The sequence below is a fragment of the Streptomyces longwoodensis genome, from assembly GCF_001514125.1.
Lineage (GTDB): Bacteria > Actinomycetota > Actinomycetes > Streptomycetales > Streptomycetaceae > Streptomyces > Streptomyces longwoodensis.
Genome location: NZ_KQ948552.1, coordinates 120,815 through 141,936, shown reverse-complemented (window position 1 = coordinate 141,936; position 21,122 = coordinate 120,815). Strand labels below are relative to the sequence as shown.

The 21,122-nt window shown below is 75.0% G+C and carries 23 protein-coding genes; 9 read left to right on the top strand and 14 right to left on the bottom strand.

The window, feature by feature from the left end; genetic code table 11:
- Window positions 1–75 precede the first annotated feature (75 nt).
- On the top strand, window positions 76–681 hold the full coding sequence (locus tag AQJ30_RS13100; RefSeq protein WP_067233019.1) for a TetR/AcrR family transcriptional regulator: 606 nt from the start codon (window positions 76–78) through the stop codon (window positions 679–681).
- Between the two features lie 77 nt (window positions 682–758).
- The gene (locus AQJ30_RS13095; RefSeq protein WP_067233017.1) at window positions 759–1,484 is read left to right on the top strand and encodes a DUF2470 domain-containing protein; all 726 of its coding nucleotides are present in this window, start codon (window positions 759–761) and stop codon (window positions 1,482–1,484) included.
- Here the strand turns inward: AQJ30_RS13095 and AQJ30_RS13090 are convergent.
- The 4 genes from AQJ30_RS13090 to AQJ30_RS13075 all read right to left on the bottom strand — a co-directional run bounded on the left by AQJ30_RS13090 (window position 1,452) and on the right by AQJ30_RS13075 (window position 5,849).
- Window positions 1,452–2,726: a lactonase family protein gene (locus AQJ30_RS13090; RefSeq protein WP_067233015.1), complete on the bottom strand. Its 1,275-nt coding sequence runs from the start codon at window positions 2,724–2,726 to the stop codon at window positions 1,452–1,454. The two genes, AQJ30_RS13095 and AQJ30_RS13090, sit on opposite strands and share 33 nt — an antisense overlap.
- A 106-nt stretch (window positions 2,727–2,832) precedes the next feature.
- Window positions 2,833–3,900, bottom strand: coding sequence for a hypothetical protein (locus tag AQJ30_RS13085; protein WP_067233013.1), 1,068 nt, complete (start codon window positions 3,898–3,900; stop codon window positions 2,833–2,835).
- A 78-nt stretch (window positions 3,901–3,978) separates the two neighbouring features.
- A complete protein-coding gene (locus AQJ30_RS13080) occupies window positions 3,979–5,226 on the bottom strand; it encodes an FUSC family protein (RefSeq protein WP_067233011.1) in 1,248 nt (415 codons plus the stop codon).
- 128 nt (window positions 5,227–5,354) lie between these two features.
- A complete protein-coding gene (locus AQJ30_RS13075) occupies window positions 5,355–5,849 on the bottom strand; it encodes an FBP domain-containing protein (protein WP_067233009.1) in 495 nt (164 codons plus the stop codon).
- Window positions 5,850–6,113: 264 nt separating this feature from the next.
- Between AQJ30_RS13075 and AQJ30_RS13070 the strand changes: the two genes are divergently transcribed.
- The gene (locus AQJ30_RS13070; RefSeq protein ID WP_067233005.1) at window positions 6,114–7,403 is read left to right on the top strand and encodes an ROK family protein; all 1,290 of its coding nucleotides are present in this window, start codon (window positions 6,114–6,116) and stop codon (window positions 7,401–7,403) included.
- A gap of 149 nt (window positions 7,404–7,552) precedes the next feature.
- The gene (locus AQJ30_RS13065; protein ID WP_067233003.1) at window positions 7,553–7,837 is read left to right on the top strand and encodes a hypothetical protein; all 285 of its coding nucleotides are present in this window, start codon (window positions 7,553–7,555) and stop codon (window positions 7,835–7,837) included.
- A gap of 135 nt (window positions 7,838–7,972) precedes the next feature.
- On the opposite strand, the gene AQJ30_RS13060 is transcribed toward AQJ30_RS13065, so the two are convergent.
- The 3 genes from AQJ30_RS13060 to AQJ30_RS13050 all read right to left on the bottom strand — a co-directional run bounded on the left by AQJ30_RS13060 (window position 7,973) and on the right by AQJ30_RS13050 (window position 11,644).
- Complete coding sequence (locus AQJ30_RS13060) at window positions 7,973–8,989, bottom strand: SDR family oxidoreductase (RefSeq protein ID WP_067233000.1); 1,017 nt, start codon at window positions 8,987–8,989, stop codon at window positions 7,973–7,975.
- A gap of 190 nt (window positions 8,990–9,179) precedes the next feature.
- Window positions 9,180–10,184 carry an SDR family NAD(P)-dependent oxidoreductase gene (locus AQJ30_RS13055; protein WP_067232996.1) on the bottom strand — a complete coding sequence of 335 codons (1,005 nt, stop codon included), beginning with the start codon at window positions 10,182–10,184 and terminating at the stop codon, window positions 9,180–9,182.
- 422 nt (window positions 10,185–10,606) lie between these two features.
- Window positions 10,607–11,644: a PHP domain-containing protein gene (locus tag AQJ30_RS13050; RefSeq protein WP_067232992.1), complete on the bottom strand. Its 1,038-nt coding sequence runs from the start codon at window positions 11,642–11,644 to the stop codon at window positions 10,607–10,609.
- 100 nt (window positions 11,645–11,744) lie between these two features.
- Between AQJ30_RS13050 and AQJ30_RS13045 the strand changes: the two genes are divergently transcribed.
- Both AQJ30_RS13045 and AQJ30_RS13040 read left to right on the top strand, forming a co-directional pair.
- The gene (locus AQJ30_RS13045) at window positions 11,745–12,770 is read left to right on the top strand and encodes a DNA topoisomerase IB (RefSeq protein WP_067232991.1); all 1,026 of its coding nucleotides are present in this window, start codon (window positions 11,745–11,747) and stop codon (window positions 12,768–12,770) included.
- Window positions 12,771–12,828: 58 nt separating this feature from the next.
- Window positions 12,829–13,065 (top strand): hypothetical protein, encoded by a 237-nt coding sequence (locus AQJ30_RS13040; RefSeq protein ID WP_067232988.1) that lies wholly within the window; start codon window positions 12,829–12,831, stop codon window positions 13,063–13,065.
- Window positions 13,066–13,150: 85 nt separating this feature from the next.
- Here the strand turns inward: AQJ30_RS13040 and AQJ30_RS13035 are convergent, their stop codons facing one another.
- From AQJ30_RS13035 to AQJ30_RS13020, 4 genes are all read right to left on the bottom strand, one after another.
- Window positions 13,151–13,744, bottom strand: a complete 594-nt coding sequence (locus AQJ30_RS13035) for a VanZ family protein (protein WP_079083999.1) — start codon at window positions 13,742–13,744, stop codon at window positions 13,151–13,153.
- A gap of 129 nt (window positions 13,745–13,873) precedes the next feature.
- A complete protein-coding gene (locus AQJ30_RS13030; protein ID WP_067232987.1) occupies window positions 13,874–14,560 on the bottom strand; it encodes a DUF4230 domain-containing protein in 687 nt (228 codons plus the stop codon).
- Between the two features lie 97 nt (window positions 14,561–14,657).
- Window positions 14,658–15,038, bottom strand: a complete 381-nt coding sequence (locus tag AQJ30_RS13025) for an anti-sigma factor antagonist (protein WP_079084046.1) — start codon at window positions 15,036–15,038, stop codon at window positions 14,658–14,660.
- A 229-nt stretch (window positions 15,039–15,267) separates the two neighbouring features.
- The gene (locus AQJ30_RS13020) at window positions 15,268–16,218 is read right to left on the bottom strand and encodes an NADP-dependent oxidoreductase (protein WP_067232981.1); all 951 of its coding nucleotides are present in this window, start codon (window positions 16,216–16,218) and stop codon (window positions 15,268–15,270) included.
- A gap of 71 nt (window positions 16,219–16,289) precedes the next feature.
- On the opposite strand from AQJ30_RS13020, the gene AQJ30_RS39780 reads away from it, so the two are divergent.
- A complete protein-coding gene (locus AQJ30_RS39780) occupies window positions 16,290–17,279 on the top strand; it encodes a GlxA family transcriptional regulator (protein ID WP_067232978.1) in 990 nt (329 codons plus the stop codon).
- 85 nt (window positions 17,280–17,364) lie between these two features.
- On the top strand, window positions 17,365–18,237 hold the full coding sequence (locus AQJ30_RS13010) for a hypothetical protein (protein WP_067232975.1): 873 nt from the start codon (window positions 17,365–17,367) through the stop codon (window positions 18,235–18,237).
- 24 nt (window positions 18,238–18,261) lie between these two features.
- Here the strand turns inward: AQJ30_RS13010 and AQJ30_RS13005 are convergent, their stop codons facing one another.
- The 3 genes from AQJ30_RS13005 to AQJ30_RS12995 all read right to left on the bottom strand — a co-directional run bounded on the left by AQJ30_RS13005 (window position 18,262) and on the right by AQJ30_RS12995 (window position 20,295).
- Window positions 18,262–18,825, bottom strand: a complete 564-nt coding sequence (locus AQJ30_RS13005) for a TetR/AcrR family transcriptional regulator (RefSeq protein ID WP_067232974.1) — start codon at window positions 18,823–18,825, stop codon at window positions 18,262–18,264.
- A complete protein-coding gene (locus tag AQJ30_RS13000; RefSeq protein WP_067232971.1) occupies window positions 18,822–19,184 on the bottom strand; it encodes a DUF1304 domain-containing protein in 363 nt (120 codons plus the stop codon). Before AQJ30_RS13000 ends, AQJ30_RS13005 begins: the two co-directional genes overlap by 4 nt.
- 88 nt (window positions 19,185–19,272) lie before the next feature.
- Window positions 19,273–20,295: an aldo/keto reductase gene (locus tag AQJ30_RS12995; protein ID WP_067232969.1), complete on the bottom strand. Its 1,023-nt coding sequence runs from the start codon at window positions 20,293–20,295 to the stop codon at window positions 19,273–19,275.
- Between the two features lie 170 nt (window positions 20,296–20,465).
- Between AQJ30_RS12995 and AQJ30_RS12990 the strand changes: the two genes are divergently transcribed.
- A complete protein-coding gene (locus tag AQJ30_RS12990) occupies window positions 20,466–21,077 on the top strand; it encodes a TetR/AcrR family transcriptional regulator (RefSeq protein WP_079083998.1) in 612 nt (203 codons plus the stop codon).
- The last annotated feature ends 45 nt before the right edge of the window (window positions 21,078–21,122 follow it).

The following is a 21,122-nucleotide window of genomic DNA, read 5'->3' as shown; positions in this document are numbered from 1 at the left end:
GCGGTGTTGTACGTGGGTTCAACAGCGCGTCCAGTCTCGTCCCGTTGCTGAACCGGCGTCAAGTAAAGTGCGGGCATGACCGCCAACCACGGGGAGCGCGTGCGCCGTCGGCTGAGCACCGGGGAGCGCAGGGAACAACTCCTGGGGGTCGGGGCGCGGTTGTTCTCCGAGAGCCCCTACGACGACGTGTGGATCGAGCAGGTCGCGGAGATCGCGGGGGTGTCGCGCGGGCTGCTGTACCACTACTTCCCGACCAAGCGGGACTTCTTCGCGGCGGTGGTGGAGCGCGAGAGCGAGCGGATGCTCGCCATGACGGCGCCGGTGCCCGGCGTCCCGGTGCGCGCCCAGCTCTCCGCCGGCCTGGACGCGTACCTGGAGTACGTGCGGGCGCACGCCCACGGCTACCGCGCCTTCCACCGCGCCGACGCGGCGGGGGACCGCACGGTGCGGCGGGTCTACCAGCGGGCGCTCGCCGCCCAGGAGCGCCAGGTGCTCGCCGCGCTGGCCGCCGATCCCGAGTTCGGGCCGGCCGTGGAGGTGCGCCCCGAGGTGCGCCTGGCCGTGCGTGGCTGGCTGGCGTTCACCACGGCGGTGAGCCTGGAGTGGCTGCGCGGCGGGGACCTGACCCGGGAGCAGGTGCGGGACCTGTGCGCGCGGGCCCTGCTGGGCGTTCTGGCGTAGTCGTCCCGGGGGCGGCGTGGTTGGCGTACCCCCCGATCTCCGATAGGTTAGGTGAGCCTTACCTAAGGAGGAATGGGATGGGTGTCAGTCAGAGCTGGTCGGCCATGCCTGCCACGGCCGAACGGGCCCGGTCGGTCCTGGCGGCCGCCTGGTCCTGCGCGGTCACCGCCGACGGCGCACGCGAGGAGTTCGTCGGCGCGCACACCGTCACCGACGACGGCCGCGTGCTGCTCGCCCCGGGGCCGGACAGCGCCCTGCGCGCCGCCGCGCTCTGCGCCCCGCGCGGCGAGTCGCACGCCGTGCTGGAGTTCGCCGACGTGGCCCCCGTCCCGGTGCGCCACCGCGTGCGGGCCCGCCTCTGGCTGGCCGGCTGGTTCACCCCCGAGGGCGACCGCCTCGCGCTGCACCCCACCCGCATCGTGCTCGAGGAACCCTCCGGCGCCGTCGTCGTCGGCCCCGAGGAGTTCGCCGCGGCCGCGCCCGACCCGCACGTCACCGCCGAGGCGCACCTGCTCACCCACCTCGCCGACGCCCATCCCGACGCCGTCGAGCGCCTGACCCGGCTCGTGGGGCAGGACAGCTTGCACGGCGCCGTCCGGGTCCGGCCGCTCGCCGTCGACCGGCACGGCCTCACCCTCCGCATCGAGCGCCTGCGCGGCCACGGCGACGTACGCCTGCCCTTCCACCGCCCCGCCGACGACACCGGACAGCTCGCCGAGCGGATGCACGTGCTGCTCGACCAGGCGAGCGCCGCGTCCTGCCGCCAGGCCCTACAGCGGCAGCGCACAGACCGCGACCGGTGACGGGAACGGCTCGCCCGCGAGCCGCAGTCCACCGTCCGCCGGGTCCACGTGGAAGACGCTGACACTGCCGCTGCGCTGGTTCGCCGCGAACAGCAGCCGCCCGCCGGGTGCCAGCGCGAGCTGCCGCGGGAAGTCCCCGGCCACCGGCACCGTCCCGAGCAGCCGCAGCCGGGCCCCGTCCGCCTCCACCGCGTACCGGGCGAGGGTGTTCGCCCCCCGGTTGGCGAGGAAGGCGTGGGCGCCGTCCGGCGACACCACGAACTGCGCCGGGTAGTTGGTGCCCGCCCCCTTCTTGCCCGACCCGGTCGACTGCGGGGCGCCGATCGTCAGCCGGCCCGTCCCCGGGTCGTAGGCGCAGACCGCGACCGTGTCGTCGAGTTCGTCGGCCAGGTACGCGTACCGGCCGCCCGGGTGGAACGTCAGGTGCCGCGGCCCCGCACCCGGCCGGGTGTGCGCCTGCGCGACCTCCGTGAGCGTGCCGGCCGCGTCGTCCAGGCGGTAGCTGTAGACGGTGTCCGTGCCGAGGTCCACGGCGAGGACGTGCCCGCCGTCCGGCGCGGTGACGACCTGGTGCGCGTGCGGCCCCTGCTGCCCCGGCCCGGGAGCGGGCCGCGTGTGCCGGACCAGCGCGGTGCGCCCGCCCAGCGCGCCGGAGGCCTCGACGCGGTGCACGGCCACCGTGCCCGATCCGTAGTCCGCGCTCAGCAGCCAGCGGCCGCTCGGGTGCACCGACAGGTGGCACGGCTGCGCACCGCCGGTCGGGCGGCTGCCGAGGACCTTCCGGTCCCCGATCCGTACGGCGGTCACCGCACCGCGCTCGCGCTCGTTCACCGCGTACAGCGTCCGCCCGTCGGGGTGCACGGCCAGGTACGACGGGTCGGGGATGCCGGTGAGCGTCCCGGTGCCGGTGATCCGCCCCGACCCGGGGTCGTAGGCGGCCAGGCCGATGCCCCGGCCACCGCCCTCGGCGGAGGTGTAGGTGCCGATGAAGAGCGGCCGCGCGGCGGCCCCCGACGACGCGGTGGGCGAGGCGGCGGGCGCGGACCCGGCGGAGCCGTCCCGGCCGGCGGACGGCGCCGGGGAGCCGGACGCGGATCCCGGCGCCGACGCGGGCGGTGCCGCCGCCCCGGACGAGCCGTCGCCGCAGCCGGCCAGCGCGCCGCCCGCCGTCGCGGCGCCGAGCGCCCCGACGAAGCGGCGCCTGCTCCACCGCGCGCGTACCGCGTCCGTCCCACCCGTCATGCCCGCACCTCGCGTCGTCGCCGGTCGCTCGTGTGACGACCACCTTGACGCGGACGGCGCGCCGGAGGCAAAAGCACGCCGCACGAACCCCCGGGCGCGCCGGGCGCTACCAGTCCCCGTCCGTCACCGGCCGGCCCGGCGGGATCGGCTTCACCTGGTGCGGCGCGGGCGGCGCCCAGGGGTCGAGGTCGTCGCCCAGCCAGTCGCCGACCGGCTTGACCGTGCCCAGGGTGTCGGTGGGGTCGAGGTCCCGGCCGTCCTCGTCGTAGTAGTCGAACCAGGGCAGGCCCGCCCGGGTGTACGCCGCGCGGTCGACGGGGGAGGGCGGCGGTGCCTCGCCGGTGATGCGGCGCCACTCCGGCGGCGTCACCAGGTGCACGAAGACCCGCCCGGCGGGCCGTGCCGCCCAGTCCGCCGGCGACCGCTCGTCCTGGTAGACCTCCTGCCGCATCGAACCGCCCACGCCGAGCCCCATCGCCGCGGCGGCCCGGGGCGCGGCCCCCGCCGCCCCGGGCGCGGCCATGGGAGCAGCCCCAGGGGCGGCCATCGGCGCGGGCATCGCGCCGGTGACCGGCGGGGCGCCGTACCCGGTGAACCGCGAGGCCGACCGGCGCCGCTGCTCCTCCAGCCGCCGCTGCGCCTCGCGCCACTCCGCGAGCCGGACCTCGTTCAGCGGGAACGTCTGGAGCTGGACGCCGCCCCAGACCTCCTCGCCGGTGACCTGGCCCTCGACCGTCGCGCCCAGCCCGAGCGGCACCGCCACGAACTGGCGCACCGTGCCCTTGCCGGAGTTGATGCCGTCCAGCCACGGCTGGCGGGGGAGCACCACGTAGTTCTGGGGGCGGCGCGAGAGCCGGTCGCTCCAGGGCTTGCCGGAGACCGCGCAGACCTTGCCGACGCCGACCTGGAGCGCGGCGGGCTCGGTGCTCCCGGCGAAGCTGAGCCACATCGCCTCGCGCAGGTACACCGGCAGCATCACGCCCCCGCGCGCGAGCCAGTCGGCCGGCGCGGTGTCGGGGTAGTCCGTGACGCGGCGGACGGGGAACTCGCCCAGGCCCGGGGGCAGCGGGTGGGTGCCCGTCTCGGGCAGCCGCAGGGTGCGCACGAACCGCACCGCCACCCCGCCCGGCAGCCGGAGCGTGTTCCCGTCGATGCGTACGGTGCTGTCGGTCATCCGCGTCCCCCTCGTCGTTCCGCACGGCCCGTGCCGTGGCGTGTCCGTCCGCGCCGGCGGCGACGTCCGGACGGCTCCTCACCTAGAACGATGCGCCGACCGCCGGCGGTTCCGCCAGGGCCGGCCGGAAAGACGCCCCCGCAGCGCGGTCAGCCGCGGCAGGCGCTCGCGCTGCTCGCGGGTGGAGCGGTCCAGCTCCTCCAGCAGGCGCTGCGAGCGGTGCTCGGTGTCGAGCTCGTCGATGATCCGGTTGACCTCGGTGAGCACCGCGCCGTGCAGCTGCCACTGGCGGGCGTCGTGCTGGAGCCGTTCGAGCAGCATCTGGGCCAGCTTGTCGCGGGTGGCGGCGGCCTGGTGCAGTTCGTTGGCCAGCCGGGCCTCGGCCGCGTCGGCGTTCAGGCTGACGTGCGTGGTGACCAGCACCGCGAAGCTGACCACCGCGTCGGCCACCTCGGACAGCAGCGCCTCCACCACCTCCCCGGTCTCGCGCGGGAACAGCGGCTCGGGCTCGCGCTCCTTGGCGAGGTCGGTGAGCGAACGGGCCAGCACCCGCAGCACGACCGTGCAGATCTCCAGCGTGTCCAGGCCGGTGCGCAGCACCACCCGGTGCAGCACGCCCTCCCGGACGCGCGGATTGAGCCGCAGGCTGTCCTCGGCCTGCCGCAGCGCCGCGTCCACCTCGGCGATGTCGTGGTCGAGCCGGCGGGCCTCGTGCAGCCGGGCGGCGGCCACCTCGGGGGGCGTACGGCCCCCGGCCTGCTCGCCGATCCGCAGCATCAGCTGCCGCACCCGCCGGGCCAGGTCCTCGATCGACTCACCGGCCTCGTCCACCCACACGGGCGGCGGCAGCAGCAGGTTGCAGCTCAGCCCCACGACCGCGCCGATCAGGGTCTCCACGACCCGCGCCCAGGCGTAGTCGCCGACCGCGGTGACCCCGAGGACCAGCATCGCGCTGATCGCCACCTCGGGCACGTACTCGTCGACGCGGACCAGGTGGCCCACGCCGAGCGCGGCCACGATGAGCAGGGCGAGGCTCCACCAGGTGAGCCCCACCAGCAGGCTGAAGGCGATCGCCACGAGGACACCCGCCACCACCGCGTTCACCCGGCGGATGCCGTTGGTGAGCGTGGCGTAGAGGGTGACCTGGACGACCAGCAGGGCGGTCAGGGGAGCGGTCAGCGGGGCGGCCTCGGGACTCAGCCGGAGGGCGACGACATAGGCGACGGTGGCCGCGAAGGCGGACCGCAGGGCCTGGACCACCACCGGGTCCCGGCGCCGTTTCAGCAGCCGCTCCAGCGGCGGGGCTTCCTCACGTGCATCGGACATCCCTTGGCCTGTTCCCGCTCATCCGGTGGCTCGAACGTGTCGACGGGGTTCGAACCCGCCCGCACCAGCGGCGGAGCCGTCCGGCGCGGGCCACGACGGGGTGCACCGGAGGGCGCGGACCGGCCGGTTCAGGCGTACAACTTCTCGACGAAGGCCGCCAGGTTGCCCGTGGTGCGGGCGATCTGCTCCTCCAGGGTGAGGCTCTCCTCGAAGCGCCCGCCGCTCTCCGGGACCTTCTTGCCGCGCACGTAGAGCGAACAGGCCAGGTCCGTGCACATGTACAGCCCGACGGAGTTGCCCTCGCGGCCCGCCGCGCCGGCCTTGCGGGCGGTCATCAGCGACACGCCGCCGCCCGGGTGCGTGGTCAGGCACAGCGAGCACATGCTGCGGTGCAGGAAGCCGCGCTGCGAGGCGGGGAAGCGCAGGGTCACGCCGACGCGCCGGCCCTGCCGCTCGGTCACCAGGTAACTGCGGTCGGGCGCGCCCGGGTCACGCCAGCCGAGGAAGTCCAGGTCGTCCCAGGGGCGCTCGTCCAGATCGCGCGGCACCGCGAGGCGCTTGGCCTCCCCCTTGGAACAGTTGATGAAGGAGTCGCGGATCTCCTGCTCGGTGAGCGGGCGCACGGGGGGCCTCCGGGGTAGTCGTTCGGTGCTCGTCGTGAGAAACCTAGGGGGTCTAGGTTTGGGCTCCAGGCTAGGGATCGGGGGCCCGTGGGGCCACCGAATTTCCGTCCGCGGCCGGCCTCGCCCTCCCTCGATCACGGCGGTGAACTGGCCCTTCCGCCCCATCCCCTTAGCTCACATCGTGAACTAAGGGTTGGAAGAAAGTCGCGCGGATCGCCTCCGGGGCGGTATGTTGCAGGTCGGGCGGGTGCGGAAGGGAGCCACATGACGGGGCGGAACGGGCGTACGGTACGCGATCTCAGGCGGGCCAACCGCACAGCCGTCCTCCAACGGCTCTACTTCGACGGCCCCCTCAGTCGCTTCGAGCTGGGCCCGGCCACCGGCCTGAGCTCGGGCTCCATCAGCAATGTGGTCGCCGACCTGGTCGGGGACGGGCTGGTGGAGGAGGCCGGCAGCGTCGACTCCGACGGCGGCCGGCCCCGCACGCTCCTGCGCGTCGCCCCCGGCAGCGGACACCTGATCGGCGTGGACGTCGGCGAGACCCGGGTCAGGATCGAACTGTTCGACCTCACCCTGACCGAACTGGCGCGCGCCGAGCGCCCGCTGGAACAGCGCCGCTACGAGGTCGAGGGCATCGTCGGCCACATCCGCGGCGGCATCGCCGAGGTGCTGGCCGTCGCCGGCGTGGCCCCCGAGCGGCTGCTGGGCGTCGGCATCGGCGTCCCCGGCATCGTCGAGCGCACCGCCGAGCGTGGCGCGGTCGTGCACGGCCAGACCATCGGCTGGGACGCCGTCCCGCTGGAGGCGCTGCTGCGCGAGGGGTCCGAGCTGCCGGGCACCGTGCCGTACTTCATCGACAACGGCGCCAAGACGCTCGGCCAGGCCGAGATGTGGTTCGGCGGCGGCCGCGGCGCCCGCAACGCGGTGGTCGTGCTGTTCGGCTCCGGTGTCGGCGCCTGCCTGGTCACCCCCGAGGTGGAGCACGGCCGGGCCGTCGAGTGGGGCCACCTCACCGTCCGCGTCCGGGGCCGGCGCTGCCGGTGCGGCGCGCTCGGCTGCCTGGAGGCGTACGCGGGTGCCGAGGCGCTGCTGGACCGCTGGCGCGAGGAGGGCGGACGCCCGCCGCGCGACACCGACGAGGAGACCGCGCTGACCGCGATGCTCGCCGCCGCCTACCCGGCCGACGGCGGCGCGCCCGACCCGGTGGCCCTCGCCGTCCTGGAGGAGACCGCCGAGTACCTGGGCGCGGGCCTGTCCGACCTGATCAACCTCTTCCAGCCCGAACGCATCCTCATCGGCGGCTGGGCGGGCCTCCAGCTGGGCACCCGCTTCCTGCCCGCCGTACGCCGGCACGCGCGGTCGTACGCGCTGCGCCACCCGGCGGAGAAGGTCACCGTCGACCTCGGCCGGCTCGGACCCGACGCCGTCACGGTCGGCGCCGCGATCCTCCCGCTCGCCGACTTCTTCGCCCGCGGCGGCCGCCGCCCGGACCCGGTCCCCACGGGCCCGACCCCGGTCTGGCGGACGGTACTGGAGGAGCGGGCCACGCACTGAGCGGGGGCGCGTACGGGGCCCCGCCGGTCACCGGGCCCCACTGGGGGTTTCGGGCCGCGACCGTGCGGTACTCGCGTCGCGCCCGGGCGATCTCCGCCTCGGGTCGCCGTGCCGCGCACGGTGTGCGGACGACGCGAAGGGAGCCGGCCGTGGTCGACCACCGCCTCGAAGGTCCTGGTGAGAACGGCACCCCGGTGCCGCGCGACCTGCCCGACCAGCAGGCGGACGCGCGCGAGGACCCCTGGGAGGGCAGCCCCGCCCGCGCCCAGGAGCAGGCCGAGCGCACCACCTCGGGACAGCCGACCGACGACGACGAGACCGGCGCCGACACCGCGGTCCCCGACACCGACGAGGCCGGCACCGGCCGCCGGGGCGCCCCGCAGTCGGCCACCGTCCACGAGGAGCACCCGACGCCGGACGAGCCCGCCGACTGAGGAACCGACCGGGAGGACCCCGGACGCGCTGAGCGCTCCGGGAGAACACGGCGAACGCGCCGCTGCCGGTGGCTGTGGAAGAAGCCACCGGCAGCGGCGCGTCCGGCTGCGACGGGATGCGTCGCAGACCCTGGCCTAGCCCACCTTGCGCCCCCGCAGAGGAGCCGTCTCCGCCCCCGCCCCCGTGCGGAAGCCGTCCAGGAATTCCTTGAGGACGTCCGTCGCCTCGTGCTGGGGGCTCCAGCCCAGGTCGACGCGGGCGCGGGTGCAGTCCATCAGGGGCAGGCGCAGGACCGCGTCGAAGAGGTGCGGGGAGGCGGGGAGCAGGTGCAGGCCCCAGGCGGCGGCGATCGCCGAGCGGGCCGCGCTGCGGGGCAGGCGGACCGGGCGGGCGTCCAGCAGCTCGCCGAGGAGCCGGGCGTCCACCGGCGGGTCGGCCGCCAGGTTGAACGGGCCGCGCACGTCCGTGTGCACGGCCAGCCGGTACGCCTCGGCCGCGTCGTCGGTGTGCAGCGCCTGCACCCGCAGGCCCGGGACGTCGGGCAGGAAGGGCAGCAGCTCGGGGCGGGCCAGCTGGCCCGGCAGGAAGCGGCCGCCGAAGATCCGCCGCTGCTCGCTGGCCGACTCCCGCTTGAACAGGAACGCCGGCCGCATCCGCACCACCCGCACCTCGGGGTGCTCCCGCTCGAAGGTGTCCAGCGCCCGCTCCAGGTACGCCTTCTCCCGGCAGTACGCGGCGTCCGGCCAGCCGTGCGTCGGCCACGACTCGTCCACTGCGTGGTCCTTCGGCCCCGGCGAGTACGCGCCGACCGACGAGGCGTGCACGAGCACCGGCACGCCGGCCGCCGCGACCGCCTCGAACAGCCGCATGCTGCCGAGCACGTTGGTGCGCCAAGTCGCCGCCGGGTCGTGCGTCGGCTGGAACGCCCACGCCAGGTGCACGACCGCGTCGGCGCCCGCCAGCAGGCCCGCCAGCTGGGCCTGCTCGGACGACAGGTCCACCGTCGCCCAGTCGGTCTTCGCGGGCGACCAGTCGGGCATCCGCCGCGCCAGTCCCAGCACCGACTCCACGTCCGGGTCCTCCGACAGCAGGCGCACCACACTCGTGCCCACGTTGCCGGTGGCACCCGTGACGACCACCTTGCCGCTCACGTCGGTCTCCTCCCGTTGCTCCCCGGCGACCGGGGTCGCCCCCCGCGCCGCCCCTGCGGAGCCGACCGAGTACCCCGGCCGCCGGTCACCGCACGCACCGGACGGGACCGGAGGCGGTCGCCCACGCGGCAATAGCCCAAGTGGCACTCGCCCACACGGCCACCCGGCACACGGCCACCCGGCCCCACCGCTACGCGGCGAACGCGTCCACCCCCGTCAGTTCAGCCGACAGTGCCCACAGCCGGGCCGCCTGCTCCGGGTCGGTCGCCCAGTCCCGCACCCCGCCGCTCGAGTCGCCCTCGACGGCCGGCTCGGCCACGTCGCAGTCCTCCAGGTAGACCCCGCCCATCCCGTCCAGCCGCGGGGAGGTCGCCGCCCACACCTGGGTCGCCGCGCCCTGCTCCGGGGTCTTGAAGCCCTGCGGGTTCAGCGGGGTGCCGTCCTCGTCGATCCAGCCCCGGTCCACCATCTCCTGCTTCGGCAGGTGCCGCTGCAGCGGGGTGAGGATGCCGCCCGGGTGCAGCGAGAACGCCCGGACGCCCCGGTCCCGGCCCAGCCGGTCCAGGTGCAGCGCGAAGAGCGCGTTGGCCGTCTTGGCCTGGCCGTACGCCCCCCACTTGTCGTAGCCGTGCCGCCAGTGCACGTCGTCCCAGCGGATGCCGCAGAAGTGGTGGGCGCGCGAGGAGACCGACACGACGCGGGCGCCGCCCGGTTCGAGGGCGGGCCACAGGAGGTTGACCAGGGCGAAGTGCCCCAGGTGGTTGGTCGCGAACTGCGCCTCCCAGCCCGGTCCGACCCGGGTCTCGGGGCACGCCATGATCGCGGCGCTGTCGATGACGACGTCCACGGTCCGGCCGCCGGCCAGGAACCGCTCGGCGAAGCCCCGCACGCTCGTCAGGTCGCCGAGGTCCAGCTCGTCCACCTCGACGGCGCCGCCGAGGTCCGCGAGGCCCTCCCGGGCGGCGTCCGGCCGGCGGGCCGGGACGACGACGTGGGCGCCGGCCCCGGCGAGCGCGCGGGTGGTCTCCAGGCCGAGGCCGGAGTAGCCGCCGGTGACGACCGCCAGCTTCCCGGTGAGGTCGACGCCCCGCAGGACGTCGTCGGCGGTGCTGGTGGCGCCGAACCCGGAACCGATCCGGTGCTGGGGGGTGCGGCCGTCGTCCGTGCCGTTGCTGTTCGTGACGCTGTTGTCCATGCCCTGAACGCTACGGATTGAAGTGCTCTCGAAGTCAAACGCAGCCCGCGAAGTCGACGAGGCCGACGAAGTCGACATGGAGAAGCCCCGACCGGGGCGGGGGGGGGTGCCGCGGTCGGGGCGGTTGGTGGTGGGCGCGCACGGCGGTCGCCTCTCGGCGAGACGCTCCACAGGGCTTCAGCCGAACGATCGTCCCTGTGGGCAGGAGGTGAGGCCCGGGGACACTGTCCCGTCCGCACCCACGGTCGGTTCAACGGAGAACCACCCATCGGTGTTCCCCGGCCGGGTCCGGTCCCGGGTGACGTGCGTCACCGCGCCGCCCGCCGGGTCCGTCACGCGCCGAACGGGCTCTCCGCCAGCGAGGACAGCAGGTGTGATCCTCTCTCCCACGGCGCGCACGCCGCCGGGGTGCGGGTACCACGTCAGCCGCCGGCCACGTCGGCCGGCACCCGGCCCTCCCGGGTCCAGGCGAGCAGCTGCTCGGCCGACCAGGTGGTCACCACCCGCTCGGGCGGCACCCCGCACTCCTCGGCGCGGGCGCAGCCCAGCACCTGCCAGTCGAGCTGGCCGGGCGCGTGGGCGTCGGTGTCGACGGAGAACAGCACCCCCGCGTCCACGGCCCGGCGCAGCAGCCGGCGCGGGGGGTCCAGCCGCTCCGGACGGCTGTTGATCTCCACCGCGGTCCCGGACCCGGCGCACGCGGCGAACACCTCGTCCGCGTCGAACGACGACTCCGGCCGTCCCCGCCCGGTCACCAGCCGTCCCGTGCAGTGCCCCAGCACGTCGGCGTGCGGGTCGCGCACCGCTGCCACCATGCGCCGGGTCATCGAGCGGGCGTCCATGCGCAGCTTGGAGTGCACCGACACCACGACCACGTCCAGGCGCTCCAGCAGCTCCGGCTCCTGGTCGAGCGAGCCGTCGTCGAGGATGTCGCACTCGATGCCGGTCAGCAGCCGGAACGGCGCCCACGTCGCGTTCAGCTCCGCGACCACGTCCAGCTGCCGGCGCAACCGCTCCGGGGAGAGCCCCCGCGCCACCGTCAGCCGGGGGGAGTGGTCGGTGAGGACGGCCCACTCGTGCCCCAGCGCGGCCGCCGCGCGGCCCATCTCCTCGATCGGGCTGCCGCCGTCGGACCAGTCCGAGTGCACGTGGCAGTCGCCGCGCAGCAGCGCCCGCAGTGCCCGACCGCCCTCCGTGAGCGGCCGGCCGGCCTCGCCCTCCAGCTTCTCCAGGTACGACGGCACCCCTCCGGCCAGCGCCTCCCTCGCCACCTGGGCGGTCTTCGGGCCCACGCCCTTCAGGGACTCCAGCGTCCCGGCGGCGGCGCGCTCGGCGACCTCGTCGTCCGGCAGCGCGGCCAGCACGCGGGCCGCCGTGCGGAAGGCGCGGACGCGGTACGTCGGCGCCAGCGACCGCTCCAGCAGGAAGGCGATCCGGTCCAGCGCCTCCACGGGGTCCATCGCCACCTCCTGGTCACTCCTGCCACCAGGGTTCCCCATGACCCCACGGCGCGCACCCGCGTTTGCGCCGTCACCGCAGGGGTACCGGCAGTCACCAGCCATGAGACTACGAACGAGTTCCTGCGACGGCCCGGGGTACCGCCGGCGCCGGCACGGCCGCGGCTTCCGCTACGAGGACCAGCACGGCGAGCCGCTCACCGACCCGGAGCAGCTCGCCCGCATCCGTGCCCTGGTCATCCCGCCCGCATGGCGGGACGTGTGGATCTGCCCCTGGCCCAACGGCCACCTGCAGGCCGTCGGTACCGACGACGCGGGGCGCCGCCAGTACCGGTACCACGACGCGTTCCGCGCCCGGCAGGACCAGGCCAAGCACGAGCACGTGCGCGAGGTCGCCCGGGCCCTGCCCGACCTGCGCAAGGCGGTGGCCGCCGACCTCGCGGGGCGCGGGCTGAGCCGCGCCCGGGTCACGGCCTGCGCGGTCCGGCTGCTCGACCTCGGCTTCTTCCGCATCGGCAGCGACCGGCACACCGAGGCCAACGGCACGTACGGCCTGACCACGATGCTGCGCGAGCACGTCCACTGCGGGCAGGGCGAGATCGCCTTCGACTATCCGGCCAAGGGCGGCATCGAACTCGTACGGGCGCTCGTCGACGAGGACGCGCACGCGGTCGTCCGGGCCCTGCTGCGCCGCCCGCGCGGCGGTCCGCGGCTGCTGGCGTACTGGGAGGGCGGGTCCTGGCACGAGCTGCACGGCGCGGACCTGAACGAGGCGATGCGCCGGCTGTCCGGCACCGACATCACCGCGAAGGACTTCCGCACCTGGCACGCCACCGTCTTCGCGGCGGTCGCCCTGTCGGTCACCGCCGAGGGGGCCCGCGCCACCGCGGCGGCCCGGCGCCGCCAGGCGGCGCGCGCGGTGCGGGAGGTCAGCCACTACCTCGGCAACACGCCGGCCGTGTGCCGGGCCTCCTACATCGACCCGATGGTCTTCGAGCTGTTCGACCAGGGGATCACGATCGCGCCCGCGCTCACCCGGCTGGGCGAGCACGGGGACTTCGGGCGGCCGGCCACCCAGGGCGCCGTGGAGCAGGCCGTGCTGGACCTGCTCGACGGACGCCGGGACTGACCGCTCCCGGCCCGTTCCCGAACCCCCTCGGCGACCCGGCCGATCTACGCTGAGAGACATGACCGAAATCGCGAGCCCCCACATCTCCCAGCCGCGGATCATGGTGCTCCGGGTGCAGCCGGGACACCCGCCCTTCCGCATCGTCGAGATCGATGGCGAAGTGGTCGGCGAGGCGCGGGGCGTCACGGACGTCCTGGAGACAGCCGCCGCGTTCGGCATCACGGTCCACGACCTGGACGACCCCGACGTGGTGCGCTGGGTCGGCGGGGACCGATACACCTGGACCGTGCACTGAGCCCGGGTGGGCGCGGGGCGCCCACCCGGGCCCGGGCGGGATCGTGGACGCGGTGCCGGCCGCGGGACGGCCGGCCGCGCCGGGTTCAGGCGCGCTTGTGCACCGCGCGGCTCAGGCGCCGCCCGAGCAGCAGGTAACCGATGAGCGCACCCGTGGTGTTGAGGATGACGTCGTCGACGTCGAAGGCGCGCCCGGTCACCAGCGCGCCCTGCGCGAACTCGACCATCAGCATCACGACCGCGGTCAGCAGCAGGATGCGCAGGAAGCCGCGCGTGCCCGGTGCCACGACCGGCAGCAGGATGCCGAACGGCACCCCGAGCAGGATGTTGCCGCCGATCTGCTTGACCGCGTCGCGCAGCTCGGGCTGGTCGAGGTAGGCCCGCAGCGAGTGGCCGGGCGTGAGGTTGGTGTGCACCAGCGCCTTCGACGCGGGCGACGGCTCCAGTGTGAGCCGGGCGAGCACCACGGCGAACGCCACCATGAACACGAAGGCGCAGAGCATCGCCGTCCACCGGACCAGGGCCCGCAGCGGTCGCGGCCGGTCGGCCCGCTCCGCCGGCGCGGAGCGGGCCGACCGGGCCGCCCGGGCGTCGGCGGACCCGTCCACCGCGTCCGGTTCCTCGGACTTGCTCGTGCGCAGGCGGAAAGCGGTACGCGGGCTCAGTGCCAGCCGGGCCATGCGGTCCTCCAGTTCTCAACTTACCTGCGTCCCCGAGCGGTTACCCCGAGAAGCAGCCGGGATGCGGTGTCGTTCGGCCAGTCGTCGCAGGGTCTCCCGGGGTCGGCCGGGAGGTGGTCGGGCGCCTCGTCACCGGGTCCCGTACGACACGCGCACCTCCTTGAAGCCGAGGGAGCGCAGCAGGCCCTTGAGCATGCCGGTGGTGTTGGTCTCGGCCCGCGCGGTCAGCCCGCTCTCCTTCGCGGCGTCGCCGATGTGCCGCACGGCGAGCTTCTGGACGGCCTGTTCGCTGTTGGGGTTGCCCGAGAACAGGTCGCCGAGCCGGTCGAGGAGACCGCGCTGCTTGGAGACCGCGTAGGAGCGGTCGGGGTCGAGGGCCGGGGTGCCCAGCCGGGCGTGGGGCAACCGGATGGTGGCCGTGGTGCGGTCGTCATTGACCGTCACGTCCTTCTCGCCCACCTTGCCGAGGTCGACGTAGGCGTCCACGGTGCCCGCGCCGACGTACAGGGTCCGGGTGCCGCGGACGGCGTCCGGGAGGAACTTGGCGTCCTTCTCCAGGTCCACGACGACCTGGAAGTTGCCCGACGCGGCCTCGTAGCGGCTCATGTCCTGGATGGACTCCAGCAGGGCCGGACCCGTCCGGTCCTGCGTCTCGGTGCCGAAGAGGTCGCGCAGTCCCGGCAGCAGGCTCAGCCGGATGCCCGCGAACATCACCACCAGCACCACCACGACGGCGATGAGCGCCTTGGCCCAGCCGGGCACGCGCCGGGGCGGGTCCTGCTTCTTCTGGGATGGCGTCCTGACGGAAGTCGTCATGTCGACGGTCCTCCTTCCTACCGGACGGATGCCCGTCAATTCCGGTGGCAGACCGCCCGTTCGGGGTTGTCGAGGTTCCGTGACACCCGGGGTCCGGTCAGCGGGAGCCGGAGGTGGCCCGCGGCCGGCTCAGGGCCGTCTCCACACTGGGGGAGGGGGGCAGCAGCCGGGACAGCCCGGTGACCCGCAGCACGCGCAGGGTCAACCGGTGGGTGCACACCAGGCGCAGGTCACCGCCGCGGTCCAGGACCCGTCCGCGCGCCCGGTACAGCAGGCGCAGCCCGGAGCAGTCGAAGAACTCGATGCCGCCCAGGTCGATCACCACTCGGGCGCCGGGCTCCTCGGTCGCGGCGTCGAGCAGCGGGGCGATCTCGGCGGCCGCGGAGATGTCGATCTCGCCGACGAACTCCAGCACCGTGTACCCGCGTTCCCGGCGGACGCGCAGGTAGAAGGACTCCGCGGCGGGCTCCCGCTGCACCACGACATCGCCTCCCGCCGACTCCAACTCAGGCCCCGCCCCAGCAAGTTACCCTCGATCGAGTGAATTCCAGCATGTTCGGTTGACATATGTCTTGGAAACTCGCCGGAGTTATCTCGTGACGTGAGCGAAGTCATGCGGAACGGGGGCGGGGACCGGTTTCCGGAGCCGGCGACGGGCGGTGCGGAAGCGCTCCGCACCGCCCGACCGTGCCGGCCCGTTCGACGGCTCAGTCGACGACCAGCACCAGCTTGCCCGTCGTGCGGCCGGTGTCGCCCTGGCGGTGCGCCTCGGCGGCGTCGGCCAGCGGGAACGTCCCCGCGATCGTCGGCCGCAGGTCGCCCGCCTCGACCAGCCCGGCGATCGCGCGCATCCCGGCGCGGTCGGCGTCCACCAGCATCCGCACCGCCCGCACGCCCAGCCGCTCGGCCTCCGTGAAGAACTCCGGCGAGCCCACGGGCAGGATCGACACCACGGTCCCGCCCGGCCGCAGCACCCGCAGCGAGTCCGTCGAGGTGTCGCCGCCGAGGGTGTCCAGCACCACGTCGACGTCCTTGACCGCCTCGGTGACGTCGGTCTCGCGGTAGTCGATCACCTCGTCGGCGCCCAGCCCGCGCAGGAAGTCGTGCTTGGCCGCGCTCGCCGTGCCGATGACGTACGCGCCGCGCGCCTTGGCGATCTGGACGGCCACGTGGCCCACCCCGCCGGCCGCCGCGTGGACCAGCACCCGCTGTCCCGCCTCCAGGCCGGCCGTCTCCACCAGCGCCTGCCAGGCGGTGAGGGACACCAGCGGCAGCGCGCCCGCCTCGACGTGGGTCAGCGCGGCCGGCTTGTGCCACAGGGCGCGCACCGGGGCGATGACGTACTCGGCGTGCGAGCCGTGGCCCCACGGGTACGGCAGCATGCCGAAGACCTCGTCGCCGGGCGTGAAGGTGGCGACGCCGACGCCGACCGCCTCGACGGTCCCGGACAGGTCCCAGCCCAGGACGAAGGGCGGCTCGCCCAGGAAGCCGCCGGTGGCGCGGTGCTTCCAGTCGGTCGGGTTGACGCCGGCGGCGCGCACCCGCACCAGTACTTCGTTGGGACGCGGAGCGGGCCGCTCCACCTCCACGGTTCGCAGGACCTCGGGACCGCCCAGGACGTCCTGGCGGATGGCGCGCATCGTGTTCACAGTGCTCATGGTGACCCAGCCTGCCGGGGCCCGCCCGCCCGGACAATGGCATGATGGTCACCCTTCGATAGGATCGTGCCATGACAGTGGCAACCCCCCGGTGCGCCGACACCGAACGCGGCGCCCCGCGCCCCGAGCGCGTCGTCGTCCTCGCTCTCGACGGCGTCTACCCCTTCGAACTGGGCATGCCCAGCCGCATCCTGGGCGCCGCCGACGGCCGGTACGAGGTGCTGACGTGCAGCGTCGACGGCGGACCGGTGCGCACCAGCGCCGACTTCGGCATCACCGTGGAGCACGGGCCCGAGGCGCTGGAGGGCGCCGACACCGTCGTGGTCGCGGCCGTCTCGCCCAGCCGGGTGAGCGCCGACCTGCCGGACGCCGTGGCCGCCGCCCTCGCCCGCATCCGCCCGGGCGCGCGCGTGGTGTCCATCTGCACCGGCGCCTTCGTGCTGGCCGCGGCCGGACTGCTGGACGGCCGCCGGGCCACCACCCACTGGCAGGTCTCGGACGCCTTCCGCCGGATGTTCCCGCGCGTCGACCTCGACCCGGACGTGCTGTTCGTGGAGGACGGCCGGATGCTGACCTCGGCGGGCGCGGCCTCCGGGGTGGACATCTGCCTGCACCTCGTGCGCCAGGACCACGGCAGCGAACTCGCCAACAAGGTGGCCCGCCGCTGTGTCGTCCCGCCGTTCCGGGACGGCGGCCAGGCCCAGTACATCGAGCAGCCCGTCCCGCAGCAGGGTGCCGCGAGCACGGCCGCCACCCGGGCCTGGGCCCTGGAGCGCCTGGCCGAGCCCCTCGCCCTGGCCGACCTGGCCGCCCACGCCCGGATGAGCCGGCGCACCTTCGCCCGGCGCTTCCAGGACGAGGTGGGCCTCAGCCCCGGCCGCTGGCTGATCCAGCAGCGCGTCGTCCGGGCCCGGCACCTGCTGGAGGCCAGCGACCTGTCCGTCGACCAGATCGCCGGCCAGGTCGGGTTCGCCACCGGGGCCTCCCTGCGCCAGCACCTGCACGCGGCCATCGGCGTGTCCCCGCAGACCTACCGGCGCACCTTCCAGCAGGCCCGCTGACCCGGTGCTGCGGCGACCGAACGTTTCCGTGCCGGCCCGCGTCGGAGGAACACGACGACGGTCGAGGGAACGGGGGCGGGTCGGTATGCGCACAGGCGCGGTGTCGGTGTCGGTGTCGGTGGCGGTCGTGGCGGCGGTGCTCGCGGCGGGAACTGCCGGGTGCGGTGCCGGTCGACACGATCCGGACGTGGTCGTCGACGGCACCCCGCCCGCGACCCCGTACGCCGGTCCGCTGCTCGTGCCCACCCAGGAGGTGGACGGGCACACCGTCCGCGACCTGCTCCTGGCGTCCGGCGCCGCGGGCCGCGCGCTGGAGTGCGACGGCCGCCCCTACGCGGGCACCGGACCGGACGGCTGGAGCCGGCGCGACGGCGGCGGCACCCCCGAGGACGGGCTGCGGCTGTACTTCGACCGGGACGAACCCGAACTCCCGCGCCACGGCTACCGGGTGGAGCGCCGTGAGGCCCACCGCGTGCTCTACTCCTTCGACGTCGCGGGCCGCACCAAGGTGGCCGTCGTCGTCGCCGAGGACCAGGAGCACCGGCCCGGCTGGGGCCCCGAGACGACCGCCGCCTGCGACCCGTCGGAACTCCCGGCGAGCGCCACCCGGGGGTACGAGATCTGGACGGACCGCGCGGGCCGTCGGCTGCCGGTCGCCGAGATCAGCAGCGCCGCCGGCCCCGAGCACTGCGGCTGGCAGCGGGCGCACTTCCTGACCCTCGGCCGCGACGAGGACGCGCGCACGTACGCCCGCGACCCCGACGGCGTTCTCGACCCGGACGTGCTGACGGCCCCGTACCGCGCCGGCGTGCGTCTGCCGCCGGCCGCGAGGGACACCGGACGCCGTTACGGGGAACGGGAGTTGTGGCTCACCGCGGACCGGACGAAGGTCTACGTCCGCACTCCGCACGGCGTGGAGGCGTGGCCCGCGCTGCGGGGCGGGGTGGGGTGCATGTGAGGCACGGAACGCGGTCGGCGGGCCTCACCGGCTCGCGTGCAGCGCCACCAGCAACTGCCAGACCTGGTCGGCGATCCCGGCGGGGGAGGCCTCCAGCAGGCCGTGCAGCCAGTCGGCCAGCACCCCGGCGAAGGTGGCGGCGACCGCCGAGGCCACCAGCGGGGCGTCCGCCGCGCCCGCCCGGGTCCGCTCGCGCAGGCTGTACTCCCGCAGGTCCCGGTGCAGCACCCGCCCGAGCGGACCGCCCCCGCCGGGCGTGAGGAGCGAGCGGTACAGGCCGGCGTGCGGGGCGAGGGAGGCGAAGAACCCGGCCAGCGCCTGCGGAGCCCGCACCGGATCGGGCCGCCCGCGCCAGGCGTGCAGCGCCTCGACGGCCTCCCGTACGACGTCGGCGCAGGCGTCGACGGCCAGCGCCTCCAGGTCGGCGTAGTGCACGTAGAACGTGGCGCGGCCGACGCCCGCGCGGCGCACCAGCGCGGCCACGCCCACCTCCTCCAGGGGGCGCTCGGCGCACTCCGCGAGCAGGGCGGAGCGCAGCCGCTCCCGGGTGCGGGCGGAGCGGGGGTCCCCGGGGGCCGGGCGGGTCATCGCGCGAGGAGGACGGCGGTCAGGGCGAGCGCACCGGGCAGGGCCTGGGCGACCAGGATGCGCCGGTTGGCGGTGGCGGCGCCGTAGACGCCCGCGACGACGACGCAGCACAGGAAGAACACCTGCGCGTCGGGGCCGGTCGGGTCGGCGGCGAGCAGGCCCCAGACCAGTCCGGCCGCGAGGAACCCGTTGTACAGCCCCTGGTTGGCGGCCAGGGGTGCGGTGGTGCGGGCCGTCTCGCGGTCGAAGCCGTGCAGGGACCGGCCCGGGCGGCGCTGCCAGAGGAACATCTCCAGCACCAGGATGTACACGTGCTCGGCGGCGACCAGTGCCACCAGCACGTTCGCGACGGTCCCCATGGGGGCCCCTTTCCTCCTGGCCCCCGCGGGCCCGACTTCCTGGACAGGTGTCCACTATAACGGGACACCTGTCCAGGAAGTCCAGGGGTCACCGGCGGCGGCGCAGGGACGGGTCGAGCAGGGAGGGCGGGGCGTCGTGCTTCTCGCCCGGGGCGAGGTCGGTGCCCGGCGCCACGACGGCGTCGATCGCGTCCAGGACGTCGGAGGACAACACGGTGTCCGCGGCGGCCAGGTGGTCGCGCAGGTGGCCGAGGGTGCGGGGGCCGACGAGCGCGCTGGTCACCGCCGGGTGCGCGGTCACGAAGCCGAGCGCGAGCTGGATCAGGGTCAGCCCCGCCTCCTCGGCGATCCCCGCCAGCCGCTCGACGGCGTCCAGCCGGGCCCGGTTGGCGGGCACCGACAGGTCGAAGCGGTCCGGCAGGAAGCCCGCGCGGTGGGTGGCGATGTCCCGGCCCCGGCGGATCGCGCCCGACAGCCACCCCGAGGCCAGCGGGCTCCACACCAGCACCCCGAGCCCGTACTCCTCGGCCACCGGCAGGACGTGGGCCTCGACCCCGCGCTGGAGGACGGAGTAGCTGGGCTGTTCGGTGACGTACCGGCCCAGGTGGTGCTCGCGGGCGGCCCACTGGGCCTGGACGATGCGGTGGGCGGGGAAGGTGGAGGAGCCGAACGCCCGGATCTTCCCGGCCCGTTGCAGGTCGGTGAGGGCCGACAGCGTCTCCTCGTCGCCGGTGGCCGGGTCCCAGCGGTGGATCTGGTAGAGGTCCACGTGGTCGACGCCGAGGCGGCGCAGGCTGTCGTCCAGCGCCCGGACCAGCCAACGGCGCGAGCTGCCGCGGTGGTTGGGGTCGTCGCCCATCGGCATGCCGGCCTTGGTGGCGAGGACGACGTCGTCGCGGCGGCCGGCGAGGGCCTTGCCGACCATCTCCTCCGACTCGCCCGCGCCGTACATGTCGGCGGTGTCGATGAGGTTGATCCCCGCCTCCAGGGCCGCGTCGACGAGCGCGGTGGCCTCCTCCTGGGTGGTGCGGCCGATCCGGCCGAAGTTCATGGCGCCGAGCGCCAGCGAGCTGACCTGCACACCGGTGCGGCCCAAGGTGCGGTACTGCATGACCTGGTTCCTCCACTGCGAGGGAAGGCGGCCGCCGCGGGGAGCGGCGGCAGCGCGGGGCGTGGTCGCGGGGCGCGCGCTCTGGCATCATGAGCAAGCGGAACCGCGTTCCGTTACGACGATACGGAACATCGTTCCGTTTTGCCAACGACGCAGGTCCGGTGCATGCCATGACCCGGAAACAGGAGAGGAGCGGCGCGGTGCACGACGGCGACCAGGGAGCGGAGCCGGTCAGCCGGCGCAAGGACGCGCGGCGCAACAAGGCGAACCTGCTGGACGCGGCCGCCGCGGTCTTCGTCGTACAGGGCGTCGACGCGCCCGTGCGCGAGATCGCGGCGCGGGCCGGGGTCGGCGTGGGCACGATCTACCGGCACTTCCCCACCCGCGCGGACCTCATCGTGGCCGTCTACCGGCACCAGGTGGACGCGTGCGCCGAGGCCGGCCCGCGCCTGCTGGCCGAGGGCCCCGGCCCGCACACCGCCCTGGAGCGGTGGATCGACCTGTTCGTCGACTTCCTGGTCACCAAGCACGGACTGGCCGCCGTCCTCCAGCCGGACGCGGGCTTCGACACGCTGCACGCCTACTTCCTCGACCGCCTGGTGCCGGTGTGCGGACAACTGCTCGACGCCGCGGCCGACGCGGGCGAGATCCGTGCCGACATCGAGCCCTACGCGCTCATGCGCGGCGTCGGCAACCTCTGCATCGGCGCCGACAGCGACGCCCGTTACGACGCGCGCCGCCTGGCGGCCCTCCTGGTCGCGGGACTGCGCCACGGAGCCTGACCGCCGGACGGCCGCCGAGGCGCACGGCGGGGCCCGGCGGCGGCC